The organism is Francisella sp. 19S2-4 (assembly GCF_036281795.1).
Lineage (GTDB): Bacteria > Pseudomonadota > Gammaproteobacteria > Francisellales > Francisellaceae > Francisella.
This window is the reverse complement of sequence record NZ_JAWUZH010000043.1, coordinates 1-19,113: the sequence shown is the minus strand read 5'-3', so window position 1 is coordinate 19,113 and position 19,113 is coordinate 1. Positions and strand designations below refer to the sequence as shown.

The following is a 19,113-nucleotide window of genomic DNA, read 5'->3' as shown; positions in this document are numbered from 1 at the left end:
TAAGGCTAAGTTTTTACTAAAAATAGCAAAAATATTCCTATTCATAGAAATTGAAAGATTTATTCAACAGTCTTTTATAATGATTAAAAATATCATCTTCAGATAATTTCCAATAAATCATTGGAATAACCATAATAGCATCAGCTCCTACACTTTGAGCATATTTAGCTTTCTCAATACAGTTTGCCGTTGTCATATCAGAAGCGCCCACAATAACAGGAACACGTTTATTCGTAAATTCAACAGTTTTCTGGGTTACAATCTTCCATTCATCTAAACTCAGATAGGCACTTTCACCTGTACTTCCTAAAGGAGAGATTGCATCTACTCCTTTTTTAATCAATCTATCAATAAGAATCTCTAAACTCTTTAAACTTATTTGATCAAATTTATCAAATGGTGTCGGAATATAAGCAACAATACCTTCAATATTTATATTTTTCATAATACCACCTTTACCAAGAATTAATTTAAATTACGATGACCAATTTATGTACTCCTAAGAGAACATATTTGAATTACTAACAAATGCTATACCATGCGGTATATACTTATTATTAGCACAAAAGAATATATAAAATAATAATGAATCTAGCAGATATTTGAATTTAGACTTTAATAAACTTCTTTAATCGATATCAGATAGTTTCCTACAAAGTCTTTTAAGAAAAACTCTATAAATATTTAAAAGAAAAAATTTAGGGTCTAGATAACTTTAGCTTGTCAAAATTGTTGATAGAGCTATATTTCATATATGTTTGGAAGGTATAAAAAACGTTCGCATATTTCAGATGCTAAAATTAGAGAAGTTCTAAAGTGTTTTAGTTTAGATTTAACAGCAACAAACACGAGTAAAATCACTAATATTAGTAGAATAACAATTAATCACTATTTTGATAGATTTCGTAAAATAATTGTATTTTCTGATGAAAATTTTTTAGCAGCTGCTGGGGAGTTTTAATTAGATGAATCTTACTTTGGAGCCAAACGAGTCCGAGGCAAACGTGGTCGTGGAGCTGTTGGTAAAACACCAGTATTTGGCGTTTTAAAACGAAATAAATATAATAGAATCTATGTTTCTATTGTACCAAACTGCTCTTATAATACAGGGCAAAATACACGAAAATACTACAATCTATACCGATAGATGGAAAGCGTATGATGGATTAATTCTAAATGGCTATGATCACTATCGTATTTACCACTCTCATAACCAGTTTGCTCGAAGTAAGAATCATGTTAATGGTATTGAATCATTTTGGTCTTTCCCTAAGAGAAGTCTTACAAAATTTAATGGATTAAGTGATGATAAGTTTATTTTACACTTAAAAGAGTGTGAATTTAGATGGAATAACAAAGATAATGATTTGTATAAATATTCATGTGTCCTTTAGTAAGAAAGCTTAGTGCTAAAGTTATCTAGACCCATATATAATATCTATACTTATCTAATATAGAAACATAGTAACTAAATATATGACATTTAAAATATGATCAAATATTTTAGAAAAAATTATTATTTGAATTAAATAAAGAATTTATAAGATTAGAATTTAACCTAGAATTTCAAGTTATTGAAATATACTAGGTTAATTTTATTTATATTATATTTTCTCCCAAGGAGAGCCATTTGATGGAATGTCACCCTGTGTCCACCACTTAGCTTTATACTTTTGACCTTCATAAGTTACTGTTTGACCACCATTGTAGGCAATACCACTTTCCCAAGCTCCTCCAGCAACAACAGGTTTTTCCCAAACACCACCATTAGATGGAGTATCTCCTTGTGTCCACCACTTAGCTGTATATGTTTGGCCATCATACGTTACTTGATCATCTTTGTTATATACAACTTTAGGATCCCACGCTTTTACAGTTTCTCCACCAGTTTCTCCACCAGTTTCTCCACCAGTTTCTCCACCAGTTTCTCCACCAGTTTCTCCACCAGTTTCTCCACCAGTAGCACTACAAGTTACTTCATCCCAGAACCATGATTGACTACTAGGAGTTTCCCAAACACCTGGGTTATTTTTAGCCTTGTAGCATTTGTTAGCATACTCAAAAATCTCGCCATTTTGAGCTTTAGTTTCACCAGCTATCCATACCTGAGTATTGCCTGTTTGATTTTGATCGTCTTCTTCAGTTTTAAATGTAGTAACAGATGTAATATTCTCCATATCTGTTGCTGATGCTATAACTGTCAATGTATAGTTTACATCTGCATCAAGATTATTAAATGAAACATTTGTAACATTATTTCCCTGAGCAACAACAGAGCCACTAGCATTTGTTAACTTATAAGCATATTTAACAGTAGCTCCTGAATTACTTGGCTTAGCTTCCCAACTAGCACTAGCAGAGTCTTTTGTTATAGCACTTATAGTTGCTTGCTTAACCCAAGACAGCTTATCTTGAGTTTGTTCAGCAGACTCAGTAGTAAAACTTGAAGTTGTTGTGATACTTTCCATACCTGCTACCGATGCAACTACAGTTAAAGTATAGTTAGTATTAGCAGTTAAACCTGTGAATACAGCTGATGTGCCCACACCACTAGCTACTACATTGTTACTATTAGTATTTACTAGATTATAGCTATAACTAACTATAGCTCCTGATGCATTAGTTTTAGCTTCCCAAGTAGCATTAGCACTATCTTTAGTTACACCTGTAATCGTAGGTTCTTTTGTCCAAGATAGATATCCAACAACATCACCTTCTGTTTTGAAAGTTACACTAGTATTACTTGACTCATACCCATCTGCAGAAGCAATCACTGTAACACTATATTCGTTACCTTTTTCTAAGTTAGATAGCGTATATTCAGTATTTTCTTGATTTTCAGAAACAGTTTTACCATTTACAAGAATTGTATATTTAACACCATCAACATCCTCTGGTTTATTCCATGTTATAGAAGCAGAAGTTTCTGTAATATTTGAAACTGTAATGTTACCTTCCCAATTGAAAGTTTCACCATCATCCGCAGATAATATATCAGCATCACAATTATATTGGGAATCTGAATCTAATCCAAACGCATGACATGTCGCCTGTAATGTTTCTTTTGGTGTTGGCCAAGACTCATTCCAACTTCCTAAATAATCTATATCGTATCTTTGATTTTTGAAAAGATCCCACATAATCATACCAGATGATTTAGTACCTAAACCAACTTCAGAATAAAGAATATTATTCATCTCAATGGTATTTAGAGGTAAGTCGTTACCCGTATCCTTAATAGGATATGCTGGTTGTCCTATTTCAAATCCAAATTGAATTGGTCTATCTAAATTAAATGTACCAGGGATTATATCATTTCCATTATTAGCTAACTTAGTCTCAGTATCTGAACTACTTAAATAATGATAGTATTCAGACATATAATATTTTACCTGAGCAGCTAATGTAGATGCACCGTTTAAATATTGAGCATCATCCTTACTTAAATCATAACTCATAACTGCTAATGCATCGAGATCTTTAGCAATACTCTCATCTTTATATGCAACATTGTATACAAGACCTTTTAAATTCCCATAATACCAAGGACCTCCAGTTGATAGATGGTCTTTAGAGCCCCAGATTAAAACATTTGTTGGAACCGCACCAACAGCTGGTAAGGCTGCAGAAAGTTTTAAATTTGGATTAATTTCCTGAATATCATCATGTACAACTTTAATTATTGCTGCGAACTTATCTACAGTTTGAGGCATAGCTCCAGGATTTCCTATATCAATACGACCTTGAACTTTACCATCAACATTTTTAAGCTGGTTTGTAATTTCAAATTCTTTTAAAAGATCCTGAAAATCTTGATATGAAAGAGGACCATCTTTCTTAATATCTTTAATTTGCCATTTATTATTTAATAATTTACTCAAAGAGAAACTGTTTAAATCAGCATGCCAAAACTCTTCATAATCTAAATCGATCCCTGATGCCCCTAAATCATTAGTTAGTTTAACCAAATTATAGTATGCTTCATTTGCTTGTGTTGATGAAGCAGGATCTTCAAATATACCACGAGAATAGTTATTAAAATCTGTACCTGAAGTATTTTCAGGAATAGGATTAGGGAAAGTATCATATAATCCGTCATCTGGACCACACATATTTTGTTTATTTGGCGATTTTCCTAGAGCTTTTAATGATTCTGTATATAGGTATGGATCACAACTAAAATTCCAACCACCAACAGCAAGATAAACATGAACACCAGCTTTTTCTAGTTGAGCTATAATTGCTTTTAGTTTTACAAAATCTTCCTTAGCTTTAGCATTATTTTGTGCTTCTGAAATTTCTTGAGATGATGCATTACGATCAATAAAATAACCAAATAGACCTGTTCCTGCTAAGCTTCCTGTTTGATAATAAAATAAGCTTGGCTGAACGAAAGATAGAATCATCTTATTAAAGCTAGCGCCATTTTTTGTTATTTCATTTGCAAGTTTTTGAAGTCTATTTAAAGATGCCCATTTTGATCCGGAATCACTATCTCCAAGATAATATGCAGCAATAATTGGCTCTTGAGAATCACCAACTCCAGAATTAGTTGCTGCATAACTAAAACCTGACATTCCCATCAACATCATTGTAGCAGCTGATAAAACTTTAATTTTACTCTTCATCTTTTCTCCTTTAGTAAATTAAATTATTAAAATTTTGCTATAACTATATCAGGATTCCATAAGAAATAAGATATTCAAAATTTAATAGCTATAGTTAAAAATTAACATTCAAAATATGTCAAATGTATTTACTATCAGTTGATTGAAACAATTTTTATAGGTCTGTAAAAATTTACTGAAAGAATAAAATTATTGCTATAGATCTAAGGCTTCACTAGCTGCTTTACTTATTATAAATTTATTTAACTCATCCCTGTGGCTATCCCAGAACATTGCATCACTAACATCAATATTATAATTCTTATTTAATATGCAAATATGAATTGATAAGAATCATTAGATTTTGATAAATGATTATAAAGTTATTTTTAGAGGTTATTATAGTCTTTATTTATATTTAAAAAATACAATAAGATCTATTAGTAGCAATCTTTATCATATGTAACTTTGACAAATATACAGTTTTAAAAAATATTTAGATAAAATTTTTGATCTATTATGCAAGACATTAAATAAATACCTTCAGGCATTTTTTCTAGACATTATTTGAATATATGGTGCCGGAGGCCGGACTCGAACCGGCACTCTGTTGCCAGAACCGGATTTTGAATCCGGCGCGTCTACCAATTTCACCACTCCGGCGTATTACTAGATATCCTCAGGCCAGTTATCTATAGCTGTACCAAGAGACAAACCTAACTCAGATAGTTTTTGTTTAATTTCTGTTAGAGATTTCTTACCAAAGTTTGGTGCTTTTAGAAGCTCATTTTCAGTTTTTTGTACAAGTTCACCAATATATCTAATGTTTACAGCTTTCAAACAGTTAGATGATCTAGCTGTTAGATTTAGCTCTTCAACATGCTTTAATAGCATAGGATCAATATCTTTTGTTGGATCTTCTACAAAAATACCTTGATTAATCTCTTCAACATCAACGATATTTCTCAGTTGATTTTGAATCTTAGTTGCAGCTAATCTTAAAGCTTCTTCACAAGTGATATTACCATTTGTTTTAATATTGAAATTAAGTTTATCAAGATCCGTACGTCTACCTACACGCGCATCCTTAACTTCAAAATCACAGAATGTAACAGGAGAAAAAGCCGCATCTAAAAGAAACTCGCCATCATTGAAGTTTTCTGTTGTTTGTCTATAACCAACACCTTTTTCAACTTTAGCTTCTATTTTAAGCTTTCTACCACCATTATAACTGCATATAAATACTTCATCAGTTATTTTTAAACCTTCTGACAGTTTTGCTTCTTCAGAGAAAATCTCCTCTTCTGATCCAGAAAGATCAAAAATTATTGTCCCAGTTTCAACATCATCAGCTAAAGCTACAGGAAGAGCTTTAACATTTAGAATAATATCAGCAACAGTCTCATCACACGGGATCACATCTTCTAAAGAAGTAACCTTACCATCATTAATTTTTATACTAGTAACGCATGCACCACCAACAGAATAAAGCATAGTTTGCTTTAAAGCATAACCAAGTGTATAACCAACACCTCTTTCTAGTGCTTCAAAAGAAAACTTAGTAGCATTTTTAGCATAGTCATCAATTTTAATATTAGTAGGATGTAGTAAATTTTCTAGTGCCATAGCAGTTTTAAAACCTAGTTATATTTTATTCGATATAATTTAATTCCAAAGATTATAACATACAAATGCAAAATTTTAACAGATTTATTATAACTTCTTGATTTTGTTTATACTTTCAAGCTTCGCTTTAATCTTACTTTCAAAACCACTGCCTGATGGAGAGTAAAAAATTTGCTTAATATTTTTAGGTAAATACTGTTGATTAACATATGAATTCGGATAGTTATGTGGATATAGATAGTTACTATCTTTATAGTTTTTAAGATGTTGTGGTACTTCTATATGACCTAGACTTTTCGTTACTCTCTGAGCCTCTGCCAATGCCAGATAACAAGCATTACTTTTTGGAGCTATCGCTAAATATATAGCTGCTTGAGATAGGACTAGCCTACCCTCTGGTAATCCTAGTTTTTCATATGCATTCCAAGCATCTATAGCGACTCTCAAAGCTTGCGGATCAGCATTACCAATGTCTTCTGATGCTATGCACAGCATTCTTCTAGCAATAACTAATGGATCTACGCCATTATCAAGCATTAATCCTAACCAAAATATAGCCGCATCTGGATCAGTACCTCTTACAGATTTATGAAAAGCAGAAAGCTGTTCGTAAAACTCCTTACCTTCACGATGAAAATCTCGCGATGCTTCACCTACTGCTTGATCAAATAAATCTTTATTTAGGATAATATTATCTTCTTGATTGCTAATCAAAAACATTCTCTCAAGTAGGTTTAAAATTTTACGGCAATCACCTTCACTATAATTATGGATAGCATTATATAAATCTTCACTTATTTCAAAAGAATGCTTTGCTAAAATCTCATCTTGTTTTAATGCTCTTTGAATTAGCTGTTTAGTTCCTACAATACTTAAACGTTTAAGACGCAAAACAAAAAGTCTCGATACTAATGCATTATTTAAATAATATGTAGGATTCTCTGTAGTTGCTCCAATTAAAATAACCTTACCCGACTCAACGTATGGCAGGAGCAAATCTTGTTGTGATTTATTAAAGCGATGAATTTCATCTAGAAATAGCACAAAGCTATCTAGATCTTTATTATCTGCAATAAGCTTTTTAACTTCTTTTACTCCAGAATCTACCGCTGATATCTCAAAAAACTCTAAATCTTTTGAGCTTGCTATAATTCTAGCTAATGTTGTTTTACCTACTCCAGGTTTACCACATAAAACCATAGAACAAATACCATCACCTACAAGTATTTTCTTTAACACTCCATTATCCGACAATAAATGCTCCTGACCTATAATATCGTCTATTTTTGTAGGTCTTACCCTTGCCGCTAACGGGATGTATTTCATTTAATAACCCTTTTTTAATATTTCAATATATTTACTATAGTTTTTGAACAGTCTGTGAAAAATCTAATTTATAACAATCTTATACTTACTTTTAACAAGCTCATAAAGCATACCTTCACGTACCGCCCCATTTGATAAACTCATTTCGGTAATTTCTAAACAATCAAATATTGCGTATAAAATAGCAACCCCTCCAGCAAGTACACTTTCACGATCCTCTCTTAAACCTTCGAAGCTAATATTTTCAACATGACGTTTATCCATCATCATAGTTATTAGATTATTTAAAAATTCTTGAGTAAGAATAGAATCACCTTTAAGCATTTGACACATATTTGTAACTGAAATAATTGTTCCCGAAGATCCTAAAACTTGACTCCATCCTATTCTTTTATACTTGGATAATATAGGTTCAAGTATTTGTTTAGCTTTTGCTACTGCTGCATGAAAATTTGCAAAATCAAGCTTTTCATTTGTAAAGAAATCTTTCTGCATTCCAACACAACCCATATCTAAGCTACGAGCTATTAATATTTTATTACCTCGACCTATTACGAGCTCTGTTGAACCTCCACCAATATCAATAACTAAAGTCTTTTGCTTTATATCATGATTATCTCTAGCACCAACATATACAAGTCTTGCTTCCTCAGGTCCAGAAATAATTTTAATCTTAGTACCTAGAGCTTTATCTAACTTCTTTTTAAAGCCTTTAATATTATTTTTTGCTTTTCTAAGGGTATATGTGCCAACTGCACGTACATGCTCAACCTTATATTTTTCTATTTCTTGAGCAAAAAATTCTAGACATTTAATGGCTTTATCTTGAGCATCTTTGCTAATAGTTAGATTATTATTTAATCCAGCTCTTAACTGTACTTTTTGCTTTTGCTTAGATAGTGTAACAACCTCACCATCAGGCTTAATTTCACTGATAAGCATATGGAAACTATTTGAACCTAAATCTACTGTTGCTACTATTTTTGACATACAAACCAAAAGCACATATTTTATAACTAGTTCCCATTATAAAAAAATATAGTCAAAATAGCTAAAAAAATTTGTCTAAGAAGTTTTTTTGTTTATAATAACTAGCAATTAGTTTAACTTCTTATAAAATTATCAAAATATAATAGCCAAGCTACTTAAAATACAATTTTAAGAATCAAAAATTAAAGGAAAATCAAAGCATGTCAAAATGTATCGATATATCAGACAGTCAATTCGAAAGCGAAGTTCTAAATAGTGATATCCCTGTATTATTAGATTTTTGGGCACCATGGTGTGGTCCTTGTAAAATGCTTTCTCCTATACTTGAGCAAGTAGCTGAACACTATGACGAACAGATCAAAGTTTGCAAAATTAATATTGATGACAATGAAGAAACTGCTATGAAATTTGGTGTTCGTGGAGTACCTACTCTTATGGTTTTCAAAGATGGTGAAAACAAAGAAACTAAAGTTGGTGTGGTACAAAAAAGTCAATTAATTTCAATCATAGACAAATATCTATAATTTAGTTATATCAACATATCTTTACAAATAGAGAATCCAATGAATTTAAATGAATTAAAGTATAAATCTGTTAATGAGCTAATGGACATAGCTCAAAGCTTAGATCTTGAATCACTGCGTGCAAGAAAACAAGAACTTATCTTTTCAATCTTAAAATATCATGCTGATAAGGGTGAGGATATTTATGGTGAGGGTATTTTAGAAGTTCTACAAGATGGTTATGGTTTCTTAAGATCTTCAGATAGTTCGTATTTTGCATCACCTGATGATATATATGTTTCACCAGCTTTTATTAGAAAGCTAAACCTACGTACTGGTGACAGCATTGTTGGTAAGATTCGCCCACCTCGTGATAATGAGAAATACTTTGCTGTTAAACACATTGACAGTGTTAACTTTGATTCACCAGAATTAGCTAGAAAAAAAATTCTATTTGAAAACTTAACTCCCGAATATGCCAAAGAAAGGCTTACAATGGAGATTGGTAATGGCTCAAATGAAGATATCACAGCTAGAGTTATTGATTTAGCTGCTCCATTTGGTAAAGGTCAACGTGGTTTGATTGTTGCACCTCCAAAAACTGGTAAAACAATTATGATGCAAAATATTGCAACATCAATTGCTAAAAACCATCCAGAATGTAACCTAATAATGCTACTGATAGATGAACGCCCTGAGGAAGTTACAGAAATGCAACGTTCAGTACGTGGTGAAGTTGTAGCATCAACATTTGATGAACCCGCAGCTAGACACGTTCAATTAGCAGAAATTGTAATTGAAAAAGCAAAAAGATTAGTTGAACATAAGCAAGATGTTGTAATTCTGCTAGACTCAATCACAAGATTAGCTCGTGCATACAACACTGTATCACCAGCTTCTGGTCGTGTACTTTCTGGTGGTGTTGAAGCAAACGCCTTACAAAAGCCTAAGAGATTCTTTGGTGCTGCACGTAATACAGCTGAAGGTGGTAGTTTAACAATAATTGCTACAGCTCTTGTAGAAACAGGATCTAAAATGGATGAAGTTATCTTTGAGGAATTCAAAGGTACAGGTAACATGGAGCTTCATCTTGATCGTAAAATTGCTGAGCGTCGTGTTTACCCTGCTATTAGCTTTGATAGATCAGGTACGCGTAGAGAAGAGCTTCTTACATCTCAAGAAGAACTACAAAAACTTTGGGTTCTACGTAAGATTCTTGGCGGTATGGAAGATGTTCAAGCTATGGAATTCTTAACAGAAAAAATGAAAGGCTCTTTAACAAATGAAGAGTTCTTCCAAACTATGAAAAGAGGCGCTATTTAATTCTTTTAAGAACTATAATTTGTTAGATATAATTTTTTCTAAAAAATTATTACTCTTTAATTTAATTCTTAGTTAATTTAAAACTTCTTCATAAAGTTTTATATATTCACTATTGTCTTGGTAACAAAAATAATCTTTGTATCTTTTTCTTGCTCCTATAGATAACTTCTTATATAACTCATTATCTTCATACATTTTAGATATAGCATCTGCAAGCATTTTAGAATTATTAGGCTCGATAACTAAACCAGACACACCATCTAAATTAACATATGAAGTTCCTGTGCCTAACTCAGTTGAAATAATAGGCTTTGATTGCCTCATACCTTCTAATAAAGATATCCCAAATGCCTCACCTCTTGTTATTGAGGGAAGAATTAAAACCTTGGATTTCTCTAATAATTTGTTTTTTTGCTCATCAGAGATTGCACCTAATAAATAGACATTATCAACCTTATCATTCATTATTTCTGTTTTTATTAATTCATATTGCTTACCTTTACCAACTAAAAAAAATTTTACATTTGGTAAAAGTCTTGCAGCATCAATTATTACATTTACTCCTTTATATCCCCTGAACTGTCCAATATATAACACAAAGTCTTGAGGCTGTTCTTTACTAATTTGATTAGGCTTATATCTCTCAATAATATCATGCAATTTATATGGTATTATTGCAATTTTGTTAATATATTTCTTAAATTTAAAATATGGATTATTAAGTGTTATATTAGGTGAAGCCACTATAATTTTAGATGCTTTGGAAAAAACATTTAAACAAATAAAAGAATTCAGTTTTTCAAGTAATTTAGATCCGATTGCATCAGCATGATAACTCATAACCACTTTCTTATTTAAGCCTATTAACAGCATATTTAACAAACCAATAAGAGGCCATGGATAATGATAATGTATAATATTATAATTTTTAGCTATACTTCGAAATTTACATAATGCTTTCAAACTAACAGGTGTTGAATGATAATCGAAACTTATAGGAAACTGATATACTATAGACTTATTAAACCTGACGTTTCTAGGCTTTTTAATACCTTTACATAAACAAAAGACATCTGCTTGAAAATCAGATTGTTCTGAATATGAAGCTAATCGAATAGCCTCTTGAACTCCTCCTACTATCTCTGGATAATAAGTTTTAGTTACATGTAATACTTTAATATTCTGCATATATTTATATCTACTTAATTAGAGACCTGACATACTCATTTAATTCTTCTGCTAGATTAATATTAGCTGCCTCAGAATAACATCTAAGCTCAGGAGCATTGCCAGAAGGTCTCAAATGTAAAACATCCTGATTCTCCAAAGTTATTCTAACACCATCAGTAATATCTATGTTTTCAATACTATTATTACCATTAAAATACTCAGACATTATCTTATCTAGAAGATCTGATTTACCAGCTAATATTGATTTTAAAATCTCCTGGCTTTTTTCAGTTGCAAAATCATCAATCTTACTACTAGCTGTATAGCGCGCAGGTAGATCAAATAACAATTCTGATATAGCTTTATTAGAATCTACTGATAACATAAGTACAGCTAACATTGGTATCACAGCATCCCTAGTAGGTAGTGCCTTTAAAGTAGCGTTTTTAAAACAAACATCTCCAGCTTGTAGAAAACCACCATTCGCTTCATAACCAACCACACCATTATATCCCTCTGAGAGTAACTGATTCATTGCAGCAATTACATATGGAGAACCAATTTTAGTTCTAATAATGTTCTTAAAATAGCCTATCTTTTCAACTATAGTATTACTACTAACTGGAGTCGCTACAGATTGTGCTTGTAGATACCTTGCAGTTAAAACACCTAATACATCACCTTTTAGCCAATTACCATTTTCATCACTAACTAGAGGCCTATCTGCATCACCATCTGTTGAAACTATACTATCGATCTTATACTCACTTGCCCACTGCTTTGCAAGTTTCACATCTTCTTGACGAATTGCTTCAGTATCTACTGATACAAACCTTTCAGAGAATCCCAATAAGATAACTTTAGCTCCTAATTTTTCAAGAATTTCTTTAACTATCTTACGTCCCACAGATGAATGCTCATATAGTCCAATAGTCTTACCTGCTAAACAATTATTAGGGAAGAAATTTATGTATCTGTAAACATACTGTGAATGAGCTTGACTACATATCGTAGGAAGTTCTACTTTTTGTAAAAACATTCCATTATCATCAAAATCAGCATCATTAACTTTTATAACTTGATTGACTATTATTTCTTCATCTTCTTTGAGAACTTCACCGTAAGGAGTATTAAATTTAATACCATTTCTATCTTCTGGGATATGACTGCCAGTAACCATAACTGATGGTATGCGATTAGATATACCATACAGCATGACTGCTGGTGATGGTATCTCACCACAATATTCAGGCTCATAGCCACTATCTATTACAGCGTTAATAACGGCTTTTGTTATTCTAGGACTACTATCACGCAAATCATGCGCTATGGCAACTTTCATACCTTTAGTTATAGAATATTTCTTTTCTAAAAACTGAAGAAAGGCTTTAGTGTATAACCAACAAATTTTGTCAGTCATAGCTGATACAAGACCTCTAACTCCACTAGTACCAAACTTCACACCACTGTTTTTGATTAATTCTGTGACATTAGCTTTTCTCACTATACTCTCCCTATAATATCTATAAATATTTTTTCTAGCTCTTTTGCGGAAGTATCCCAATCAAATTTCTTTATCTGATTAGGTATATTTTCTTGAAATAAATCATAGTTTTTTCTATCTAAAAGCTTTATTAAACCATCATATACGCTATCTATACTATCATGCCTAACTATAACTCCTGCATTACCAACTATCTCTGGCATTGATGAGTTGTCCCCACATAATCCAGGTTTACCAAAAGTCATACCCTCTAATAAAGGTAACCCAAACCCTTCATAGATGGACGGCATCAATACAGCGTAACAACCAGCATACAGTGTAGCTAATGTAAGATTATCAACATAACCATGAATCTTAACATATTCAGAGATGCCTAGATTCTCGATTACTTTTTCTAAATCATTTCTTCCCCAACCCTTGGAGCCTACTATATGTAAATGACAATTTTCTTTTTGAGCAGTTGATAATTTTGCATAGGCTCTAAGTAATAGCGGTAAATTTTTTCTAGGTTCCATAGTTCCTACAAACAAAAAGTATTTATTAATTTCTCTATTTACTTCTACTATTGATCTAATGTAACTTTTATATCTTGACCCAAGATATATAACACTAATAGTATCTTTAGATATATTAAACTCAGACTCAACAGAGAGTTTAGTAGCTATAGAATCTGTCACAACATAGTCAGCTTTCAATATTGATTTAGGAAGCATAAATCTTTCTATAGGATATGATAATTTACTCATAGTATTGGGTGCATACTTATAAACAAGGTCATGCACTGTCAAAACATACTTAATTCCTTTAGGTTTAATAAAAGGTAACCTATGAGCAGGCCCCCAAAAAACATCTATTTTATCTTTTTTGAGTAGACTAGATAACTTATATGCACCCCACAATTGCTTTAAGAATACACTTTTAACTTTAGATTCTCGCAAGACTACCTTACTATCAATAACTTGCTTGTACCTTTCAAGTATTGGTGATGGACTATATAAGTATAAATCAAAATTTTGATCACTAGCTATTCTTGAGACAAGCTCTAATGTATATACACTTATTCCAATCTCGGGCTTAATCAGAATTCTTACATCAATACCTAACCTTAATTTATTTAACCTCATTACCTTCTAGCATCCATCTCAAAGTATTTTCAATAGTATACTTATTTTCTACATTTACAAGCTTATTGAGTTTGCTAGCATCACCCGCTAAAACTCTCACCTCATTCTCACGTACAAAATTAGGATTAATTTTAATCTGTATTCTATGTCCAGTAATATTAGTACATGTATCTACAATTTCTTTAAGAGCATAATATTTTCCAGAACATAAATTTATAACCTCTCCAGGCTTAATATTAAGAAGGCTTACATATAAATCAGCGATATATCTAACATCATTAAACTCTCGCCAAACTTCAATGTTTCCAAGCTCAATCACATCTGCTCTAGCTTTAAAATGTTTAATTATTTTTGGAATTAAAAAATTACCGTCTTGACCAACACCTGTGTAGTTGAATGGTCTAGTTATGGTAATTGGAAGCTTATTTACAAATAATTGTGAAACATATTCCATAGCTATCTTACTAATAGCATAGTCGTTAGCTGGGTTTGGTATAGTCTTTTCATTAAGGCAACCATCTTGAGTATTTCCATAGACATTCGCACTACTAGCTATGATAACGTGTTTAATATCTGGTAGATTTTCAGAAATTACTTCTAACAAATTCCTAGTTCCAATCAAATTTGTAGTATAAAAATCAGAAATATTCCCATGCCCAACAAAAGCTTTAGCAGCTAAATGTATAACATAATCAGGCTTAACCTCAGTTATTGCTTTTTGTAAACTTTGCTTATTATTTAAATCTGCTTTGAAACATTTATGGTTATCACTATTAGAAGATACTAAACCAAAAACAGAAAAGCCTGCTTGTTCTAGAGCTCTAACAATATACTGCCCAGTAAAACCGTTATAGCCTGTTATAAGAACCTTATTTTCCATTAAAATGAAAATCCTTGTTTATTTCTACGAATATCAGCTTTCACCATCATATCACAGAGTGTTTCTAAACTTGTTTTTGGCTCCCATCCCAATATATCCCTAGCTTTCTGTGGATTTCCTATTAAAAGATCAACTTCAGCAGGACGGTAAAATTTAGGATTAATTTTCACTACAACCTTACCTGTTTTAGCGCACTTAGCGATCTCACTCTCTTCAGATCCTTCAAATATAAGCTCTATCTCTGCTGCTTTAAATGCCATTTTTACAAAATCACGAACAGTTTCTGTACGGTTTGTTCCTAAAACAAATGTGTCTGGTTTATCAGCTTGTAGCATTAAGTACATACCCTCAACATAATCTTTAGCATATCCCCAGTCACGCTTAGCGTCTAAATTACCAAGCTCTAAACAATCTAATTTACCGAGTTTAATTTTAGCTACAGAATCTGTAATCTTACGTGTTACAAACTCCTGGCCTCTTAATGGAGACTCATGGTTAAACAAAATACCACTAGTAGCAAAAATATCATAACTCTCACGATAGTTAACGACCATCCAATGTGCATACAATTTAGCAACTCCATATGGACTACGTGGGTAAAAAGGTGTTTTTTCAGTCTGTGGAATTTCTTGAACTAAACCAAACATTTCTGATGTGGATGCTTGATAGAATTTTATTTTAGGATTTACTATCCTAATAGCCTCTAACAAATGAGCGCAGCCTAAACCTGTAATGTGAGCTGTAGCCAATGGTTGGTCAAAAGAAACACCTACAAAGCTTTGTGCCGCTAAATTATATATTTCGTCTGGTTGAATATCTGAAACCATACGAATGCTATTAGATGCATCTGTTAAGTCATATTCAATTAGTTCTAAGTTAGAGTGGTTTTCAATACCTAATTCTTCTATACGCCAAAAATTTACTGAAGCTGTTCTTCGGTAGGTACCATATACTTTATAGCCATTATTTAACAATAACTCTGCTAAATATGCTCCATCTTGACCCGTAATACCTGTTACAATTGCTTTTTTACTCATTTATTAACTCTCCTATTATCTTTTAAAATTATGTCCATTAATTGTTGAGCACTTTGCTCCCATGTTTGCCACGGCATATTATCTGATTTTGGATGTTTATCTTTTTTATATAGCTCTATCCATGATTTAACAGTATTTTGTATAACCATAGGATCAAGTGAATTTTCAAAATAGTATGCATAATCACCAGCGACTTCTCTAAAAACAGGTATATCTCTGGCTATTATTGGAACATTATGTTGTGCAGATTCTATCAAAGGTAATCCAAAACCTTCACCTTCGCTAGCAACAATAAGGCAAGTAGACGCAGCATAAACTTTTTCTAGATACTCATCACTGATACCTTCGAGCCAAAAGAGCTGTTTGTTTAGTTTCTTGTGATTTTTAATACTGTCTTGTATATCCTCCACCCTCCATCCAGACTTTCCTACTATTAAGAGATTCACATCTATGTCACTATCCCATAGAGCAGTAAATGCTTTGAGTGTTTGTTGATGACCTTTTCTAGGTTCTAATGTACCTACCATGAGAAATGTTGGAACTGTTTGAAATAGATTAATGATTGACACTGCATTATTAGGCATACCTTTAGACGGGCTACTATTTTCTATATCTGCACCTAGATGAAAGAAGTCATATTTTATAGGGTTTGGTCTATTTGGACAATTGCTTTCTATCCAATGTCGTGTTTCATCTGATACAGCTTTTGATATACTGATTAAAGTATCTGAAATTTTTGCGATAGTAGTCAACCAATTTTTATGCATATCTGATCCACCATCTGGCCACCATTGCGGATGTAGGATTGGTAAAATATCATACACAACAAATACTATTTTCACCCCAGAGTTTTTCCACTTTGTAAACAAAAGCTGTTGTTCAGCATCTACAACCAAACACACTAAATCTAATCCCAAAAAAACATCATTGTGACATGCTGAAATAATATAGTTATCTCCAAGATTTACAATATCAAAATGCTTCTTCTCATAATCACAAGCTCTTTTATAGTTCCACATGCCATCTTGATGCTCCAAATATACTAGATTGATTTCAAATTCTAGTTCATCTTGATGGAGTTTATAAAGCTCAGAAATGATCGACCTAACTACCCGTTGGATTCCTGTACCATAATCTACCATCCTAAGCTGTGTAATATCTATAAATAATACTCTTTTATTTTTTTGACAAAAATTAGCGTCTATTACTGATGCGAGATGAAACAACTCAGTATCATGTAATTTATCTAAATTGAACTCCACTAATTGACTAATCAAGTGCTCAATTGTATAAGTCGCAGTACTATTTTGTACAGATAAATTTTCTATAGCCTCTATGGCAACTTTCGAACTCCTGTCCCAAGAAAACTTCTGTACTTGAAGTTGATTGTGCTCTTTGAGTCTGCTTTGCAAAACCTCATCTGTTAAAACCTCTGCTATTTTATCTCTTATTGATTCTATAGAATATGGATCAAAAAGTGCTTCTTCACACCCTATAACCTCTGGGATACTTGTAGTATTTGAGCCGATGATCACAGCACCACAATTCATCGCTTCCAATACTGGCAAGCCAAAACCTTCATGAGTAGAAGAAAATACAAAAAGGTCACATAAGCTATAAAAAGCTATCAAATCTTCATCGCTTACATACCCTGTAAGTATCAAATCATCTTTTGCTATTCCCTCATCTTTGGCTAGTTTTAGAAGTCTCTCTCTGTTGACATCATCTACTTTGCTGACTATGACGAGTTGGTATTGTTCTTTGAGTGTATTTGGGAGTTTTGCATAGGCTTTGATAAGATTCTCAAAGTTTTTGCGAATATCAAATCCACCTGGGGCATAGACTATAGTTTTTTTTGTAACACTATATTTTTCATAAAAAGATTGTTTTTCATCATCGATTAAAATTTTATGTGCAAAAACCTCATCGACTGCTGATGATATATTAAATATGTTGTTCTGATCAAAGTCTAAGTATTTTATAGCCTCATCTGAAGCGCTTTGTGAGATTCCTAGCAATAAATCTGCTTTTTTTATCTCTTCTATCTTTCTTGTATAGTGATTTTTATAAGGTTGATTGTGTGCTAAGTATATTTCTTTTTGGATAAAAGGGATGAGATCATAGAGTATCACTGCGACTTTAGTATCCATGTCAATTTTTTTGATACTTGTAACTGCATCATCGACAAATCCTTCAAAAAAACTTGTGATAAGAATAATGTCAGGCTGTAGGTTTAACAAAAATGCTTCTCTAAGCACTTCTGATACCTCACGATTGGTTTCATTGCTATCTTCACACTCTCTTGTAGGGGCTATGGCACCCCACACTCTTATGTTTTCAGATGGCAACAGGTCTTGAAACTCACCTTTTAACTCTTCTATGGTGTGTGGGAAAAGAGCTGAAAGTGCAATGACAATTTCATGGTTACCTCTATTTTTTGCTATTGCTTTTGCCAAAGAGAGTGAATATCTCCCAATCCCTCGGTATCTGCTTTCAGATTGAGATCCTTGTAAATCTATAACTATTCTCATTTTTCACTCTTTATTTTATTTTCTTCTATCGATTTCTTTAATTTCATGTAGATTTCTTGGCCTCTCGGTGATAAATGCGAATGTTGAAGTGTGATTGTGATTGGTTCAATGAAACTATCTCGCATCTCATTTCTAAGCCTGTCTTTAAGCTTCGGAAACCTATTAATCACATTGATAACTCTTGACCTAAGAGCAGGTCTTCTCTCTATATACAGCCTTAAATGCGCTAGAAGAATCTTTATAGTTCTTCTAGTTCTACTTCCTGGTTGAAATAAAACCCATGACAAATCACCCTGTTTGAGATGTTTACAACCTCTCTCAACCACTCTAATAGGCTTAGACACCTTCCAACTAAAGGTTGAAAATATAGCTAACAGTTGATTATGAAAGTGTTGAGCTCTTTGTTCTGCTTGCCCTGCTCTTTGTTCTGCTTGCTCTGCTCTTTGTTCTGCTTGCTCTGCTCTTTGTTCTGCTTGCTCTGCTCTTTGTTCT

14 protein-coding genes, 1 tRNA gene and 1 pseudogene are annotated in these 19,113 nt (G+C 32.4%); 3 read left to right on the top strand and 13 right to left on the bottom strand.

The genetic code is table 11. The annotated features are described in order from the left end of the window. Positions 1-37 precede the first annotated feature (37 nt). Positions 38-445, bottom strand: a complete 408-nt coding sequence (locus R8535_RS08870; protein ID WP_329498471.1) for a dihydrodipicolinate synthase family protein — start codon at positions 443-445, stop codon at positions 38-40. Positions 446-754: 309 nt separating this feature from the next. Here R8535_RS08870 and R8535_RS08865 point away from each other — a divergent pair. Further along, a pseudogene (locus R8535_RS08865) lies at positions 755-1,423 on the top strand (IS1595 family transposase). A 181-nt stretch (positions 1,424-1,604) separates the two neighbouring features. Here R8535_RS08865 and R8535_RS08860 read toward each other — a convergent pair. The 5 genes from R8535_RS08860 to R8535_RS08840 all read right to left on the bottom strand — a co-directional run bounded on the left by R8535_RS08860 (position 1,605) and on the right by R8535_RS08840 (position 8,549). Further along, positions 1,605-4,628, bottom strand: a complete 3,024-nt coding sequence (locus R8535_RS08860) for a fibronectin type III domain-containing protein (protein ID WP_329498469.1) — start codon at positions 4,626-4,628, stop codon at positions 1,605-1,607. A gap of 555 nt (positions 4,629-5,183) precedes the next feature. After that, positions 5,184-5,270, bottom strand: a tRNA-Leu gene (locus tag R8535_RS08855). Positions 5,271-5,276: 6 nt separating this feature from the next. Next, positions 5,277-6,233, bottom strand: a complete 957-nt coding sequence (locus R8535_RS08850; RefSeq protein WP_329498467.1) for a DNA-directed RNA polymerase subunit alpha — start codon at positions 6,231-6,233, stop codon at positions 5,277-5,279. A gap of 87 nt (positions 6,234-6,320) precedes the next feature. Beyond that, positions 6,321-7,559: a replication-associated recombination protein A gene (locus R8535_RS08845; protein WP_329498466.1), complete on the bottom strand. Its 1,239-nt coding sequence runs from the start codon at positions 7,557-7,559 to the stop codon at positions 6,321-6,323. A 63-nt stretch (positions 7,560-7,622) separates the two neighbouring features. Beyond that, positions 7,623-8,549, bottom strand: coding sequence for a Ppx/GppA phosphatase family protein (locus R8535_RS08840; RefSeq protein WP_329498464.1), 927 nt, complete (start codon positions 8,547-8,549; stop codon positions 7,623-7,625). A gap of 200 nt (positions 8,550-8,749) precedes the next feature. On the opposite strand from R8535_RS08840, the gene trxA reads away from it, so the two are divergent. Both trxA and rho read left to right on the top strand, forming a co-directional pair. Then, positions 8,750-9,073 (top strand): thioredoxin, encoded by a 324-nt coding sequence (gene trxA / locus R8535_RS08835; RefSeq protein ID WP_329498462.1) that lies wholly within the window; start codon positions 8,750-8,752, stop codon positions 9,071-9,073. A 39-nt stretch (positions 9,074-9,112) separates the two neighbouring features. After that, positions 9,113-10,375 (top strand): transcription termination factor Rho, encoded by a 1,263-nt coding sequence (rho, locus tag R8535_RS08830; RefSeq protein ID WP_150468041.1) that lies wholly within the window; start codon positions 9,113-9,115, stop codon positions 10,373-10,375. A 72-nt stretch (positions 10,376-10,447) separates the two neighbouring features. Here the strand turns inward: rho and R8535_RS08825 are convergent, their stop codons facing one another. The 7 genes from R8535_RS08825 to R8535_RS08795 all read right to left on the bottom strand — a co-directional run. Beyond that, the gene (locus R8535_RS08825) at positions 10,448-11,563 is read right to left on the bottom strand and encodes a glycosyltransferase (RefSeq protein ID WP_329498460.1); all 1,116 of its coding nucleotides are present in this window, start codon (positions 11,561-11,563) and stop codon (positions 10,448-10,450) included. Between the two features lie 10 nt (positions 11,564-11,573). Next, positions 11,574-13,049 (bottom strand): phosphomannomutase, encoded by a 1,476-nt coding sequence (locus tag R8535_RS08820; RefSeq protein WP_329498458.1) that lies wholly within the window; start codon positions 13,047-13,049, stop codon positions 11,574-11,576. Further along, positions 13,049-14,173 (bottom strand): glycosyltransferase family 4 protein, encoded by a 1,125-nt coding sequence (locus R8535_RS08815; protein ID WP_329498455.1) that lies wholly within the window; start codon positions 14,171-14,173, stop codon positions 13,049-13,051. Before R8535_RS08815 ends, R8535_RS08820 begins: the two co-directional genes overlap by 1 nt. Beyond that, positions 14,160-15,053: a GDP-mannose 4,6-dehydratase gene (locus tag R8535_RS08810; protein WP_329498453.1), complete on the bottom strand. Its 894-nt coding sequence runs from the start codon at positions 15,051-15,053 to the stop codon at positions 14,160-14,162. The genes R8535_RS08815 and R8535_RS08810 overlap by 14 nt, the downstream gene beginning before the upstream one ends. Then, complete coding sequence (gmd, locus tag R8535_RS08805; RefSeq protein ID WP_329498451.1) at positions 15,053-16,090, bottom strand: GDP-mannose 4,6-dehydratase; 1,038 nt, start codon at positions 16,088-16,090, stop codon at positions 15,053-15,055. The genes R8535_RS08810 and gmd overlap by 1 nt, the downstream gene beginning before the upstream one ends. Then, positions 16,087-18,621 (bottom strand): glycosyltransferase family 4 protein, encoded by a 2,535-nt coding sequence (locus R8535_RS08800; protein ID WP_329498449.1) that lies wholly within the window; start codon positions 18,619-18,621, stop codon positions 16,087-16,089. The genes gmd and R8535_RS08800 overlap by 4 nt, the downstream gene beginning before the upstream one ends. Then, positions 18,618-19,113, bottom strand: a 496-nt coding sequence (locus R8535_RS08795; RefSeq protein WP_329498447.1) for an alanine-zipper protein, incomplete at its 5' end; no start/stop codon positions are given. The genes R8535_RS08795 and R8535_RS08800, both read right to left, overlap by 4 nt.

Bases quoted from the DNA above. Each gene is read 5' to 3' on its own strand.
- R8535_RS08870 (WP_329498471.1), bottom strand. From the start codon at position 445: ATGAAAAATATAAATATTGAAGGTATTGTTGCTTATATTCCGACACCA.
- R8535_RS08860 (WP_329498469.1), bottom strand. From the start codon at position 4,628: ATGAAGAGTAAAATTAAAGTTTTATCAGCTGCTACAATGATGTTGATG.
- R8535_RS08850 (WP_329498467.1), bottom strand. From the start codon at position 6,233: ATGGCACTAGAAAATTTACTACATCCTACTAATATTAAAATTGATGAC.
- R8535_RS08845 (WP_329498466.1), bottom strand. From the start codon at position 7,559: ATGAAATACATCCCGTTAGCGGCAAGGGTAAGACCTACAAAAATAGAC.
- R8535_RS08840 (WP_329498464.1), bottom strand. From the start codon at position 8,549: ATGTCAAAAATAGTAGCAACAGTAGATTTAGGTTCAAATAGTTTCCAT.
- trxA (WP_329498462.1), top strand. From the start codon at position 8,750: ATGTCAAAATGTATCGATATATCAGACAGTCAATTCGAAAGCGAAGTT.
- rho (WP_150468041.1), top strand. From the start codon at position 9,113: ATGAATTTAAATGAATTAAAGTATAAATCTGTTAATGAGCTAATGGAC.
- R8535_RS08825 (WP_329498460.1), bottom strand. From the start codon at position 11,563: ATGCAGAATATTAAAGTATTACATGTAACTAAAACTTATTATCCAGAG.
- R8535_RS08815 (WP_329498455.1), bottom strand. From the start codon at position 14,173: ATGAGGTTAAATAAATTAAGGTTAGGTATTGATGTAAGAATTCTGATT.
- R8535_RS08810 (WP_329498453.1), bottom strand. From the start codon at position 15,053: ATGGAAAATAAGGTTCTTATAACAGGCTATAACGGTTTTACTGGGCAG.
- gmd (WP_329498451.1), bottom strand. From the start codon at position 16,090: ATGAGTAAAAAAGCAATTGTAACAGGTATTACGGGTCAAGATGGAGCA.
- R8535_RS08800 (WP_329498449.1), bottom strand. From the start codon at position 18,621: ATGAGAATAGTTATAGATTTACAAGGATCTCAATCTGAAAGCAGATAC.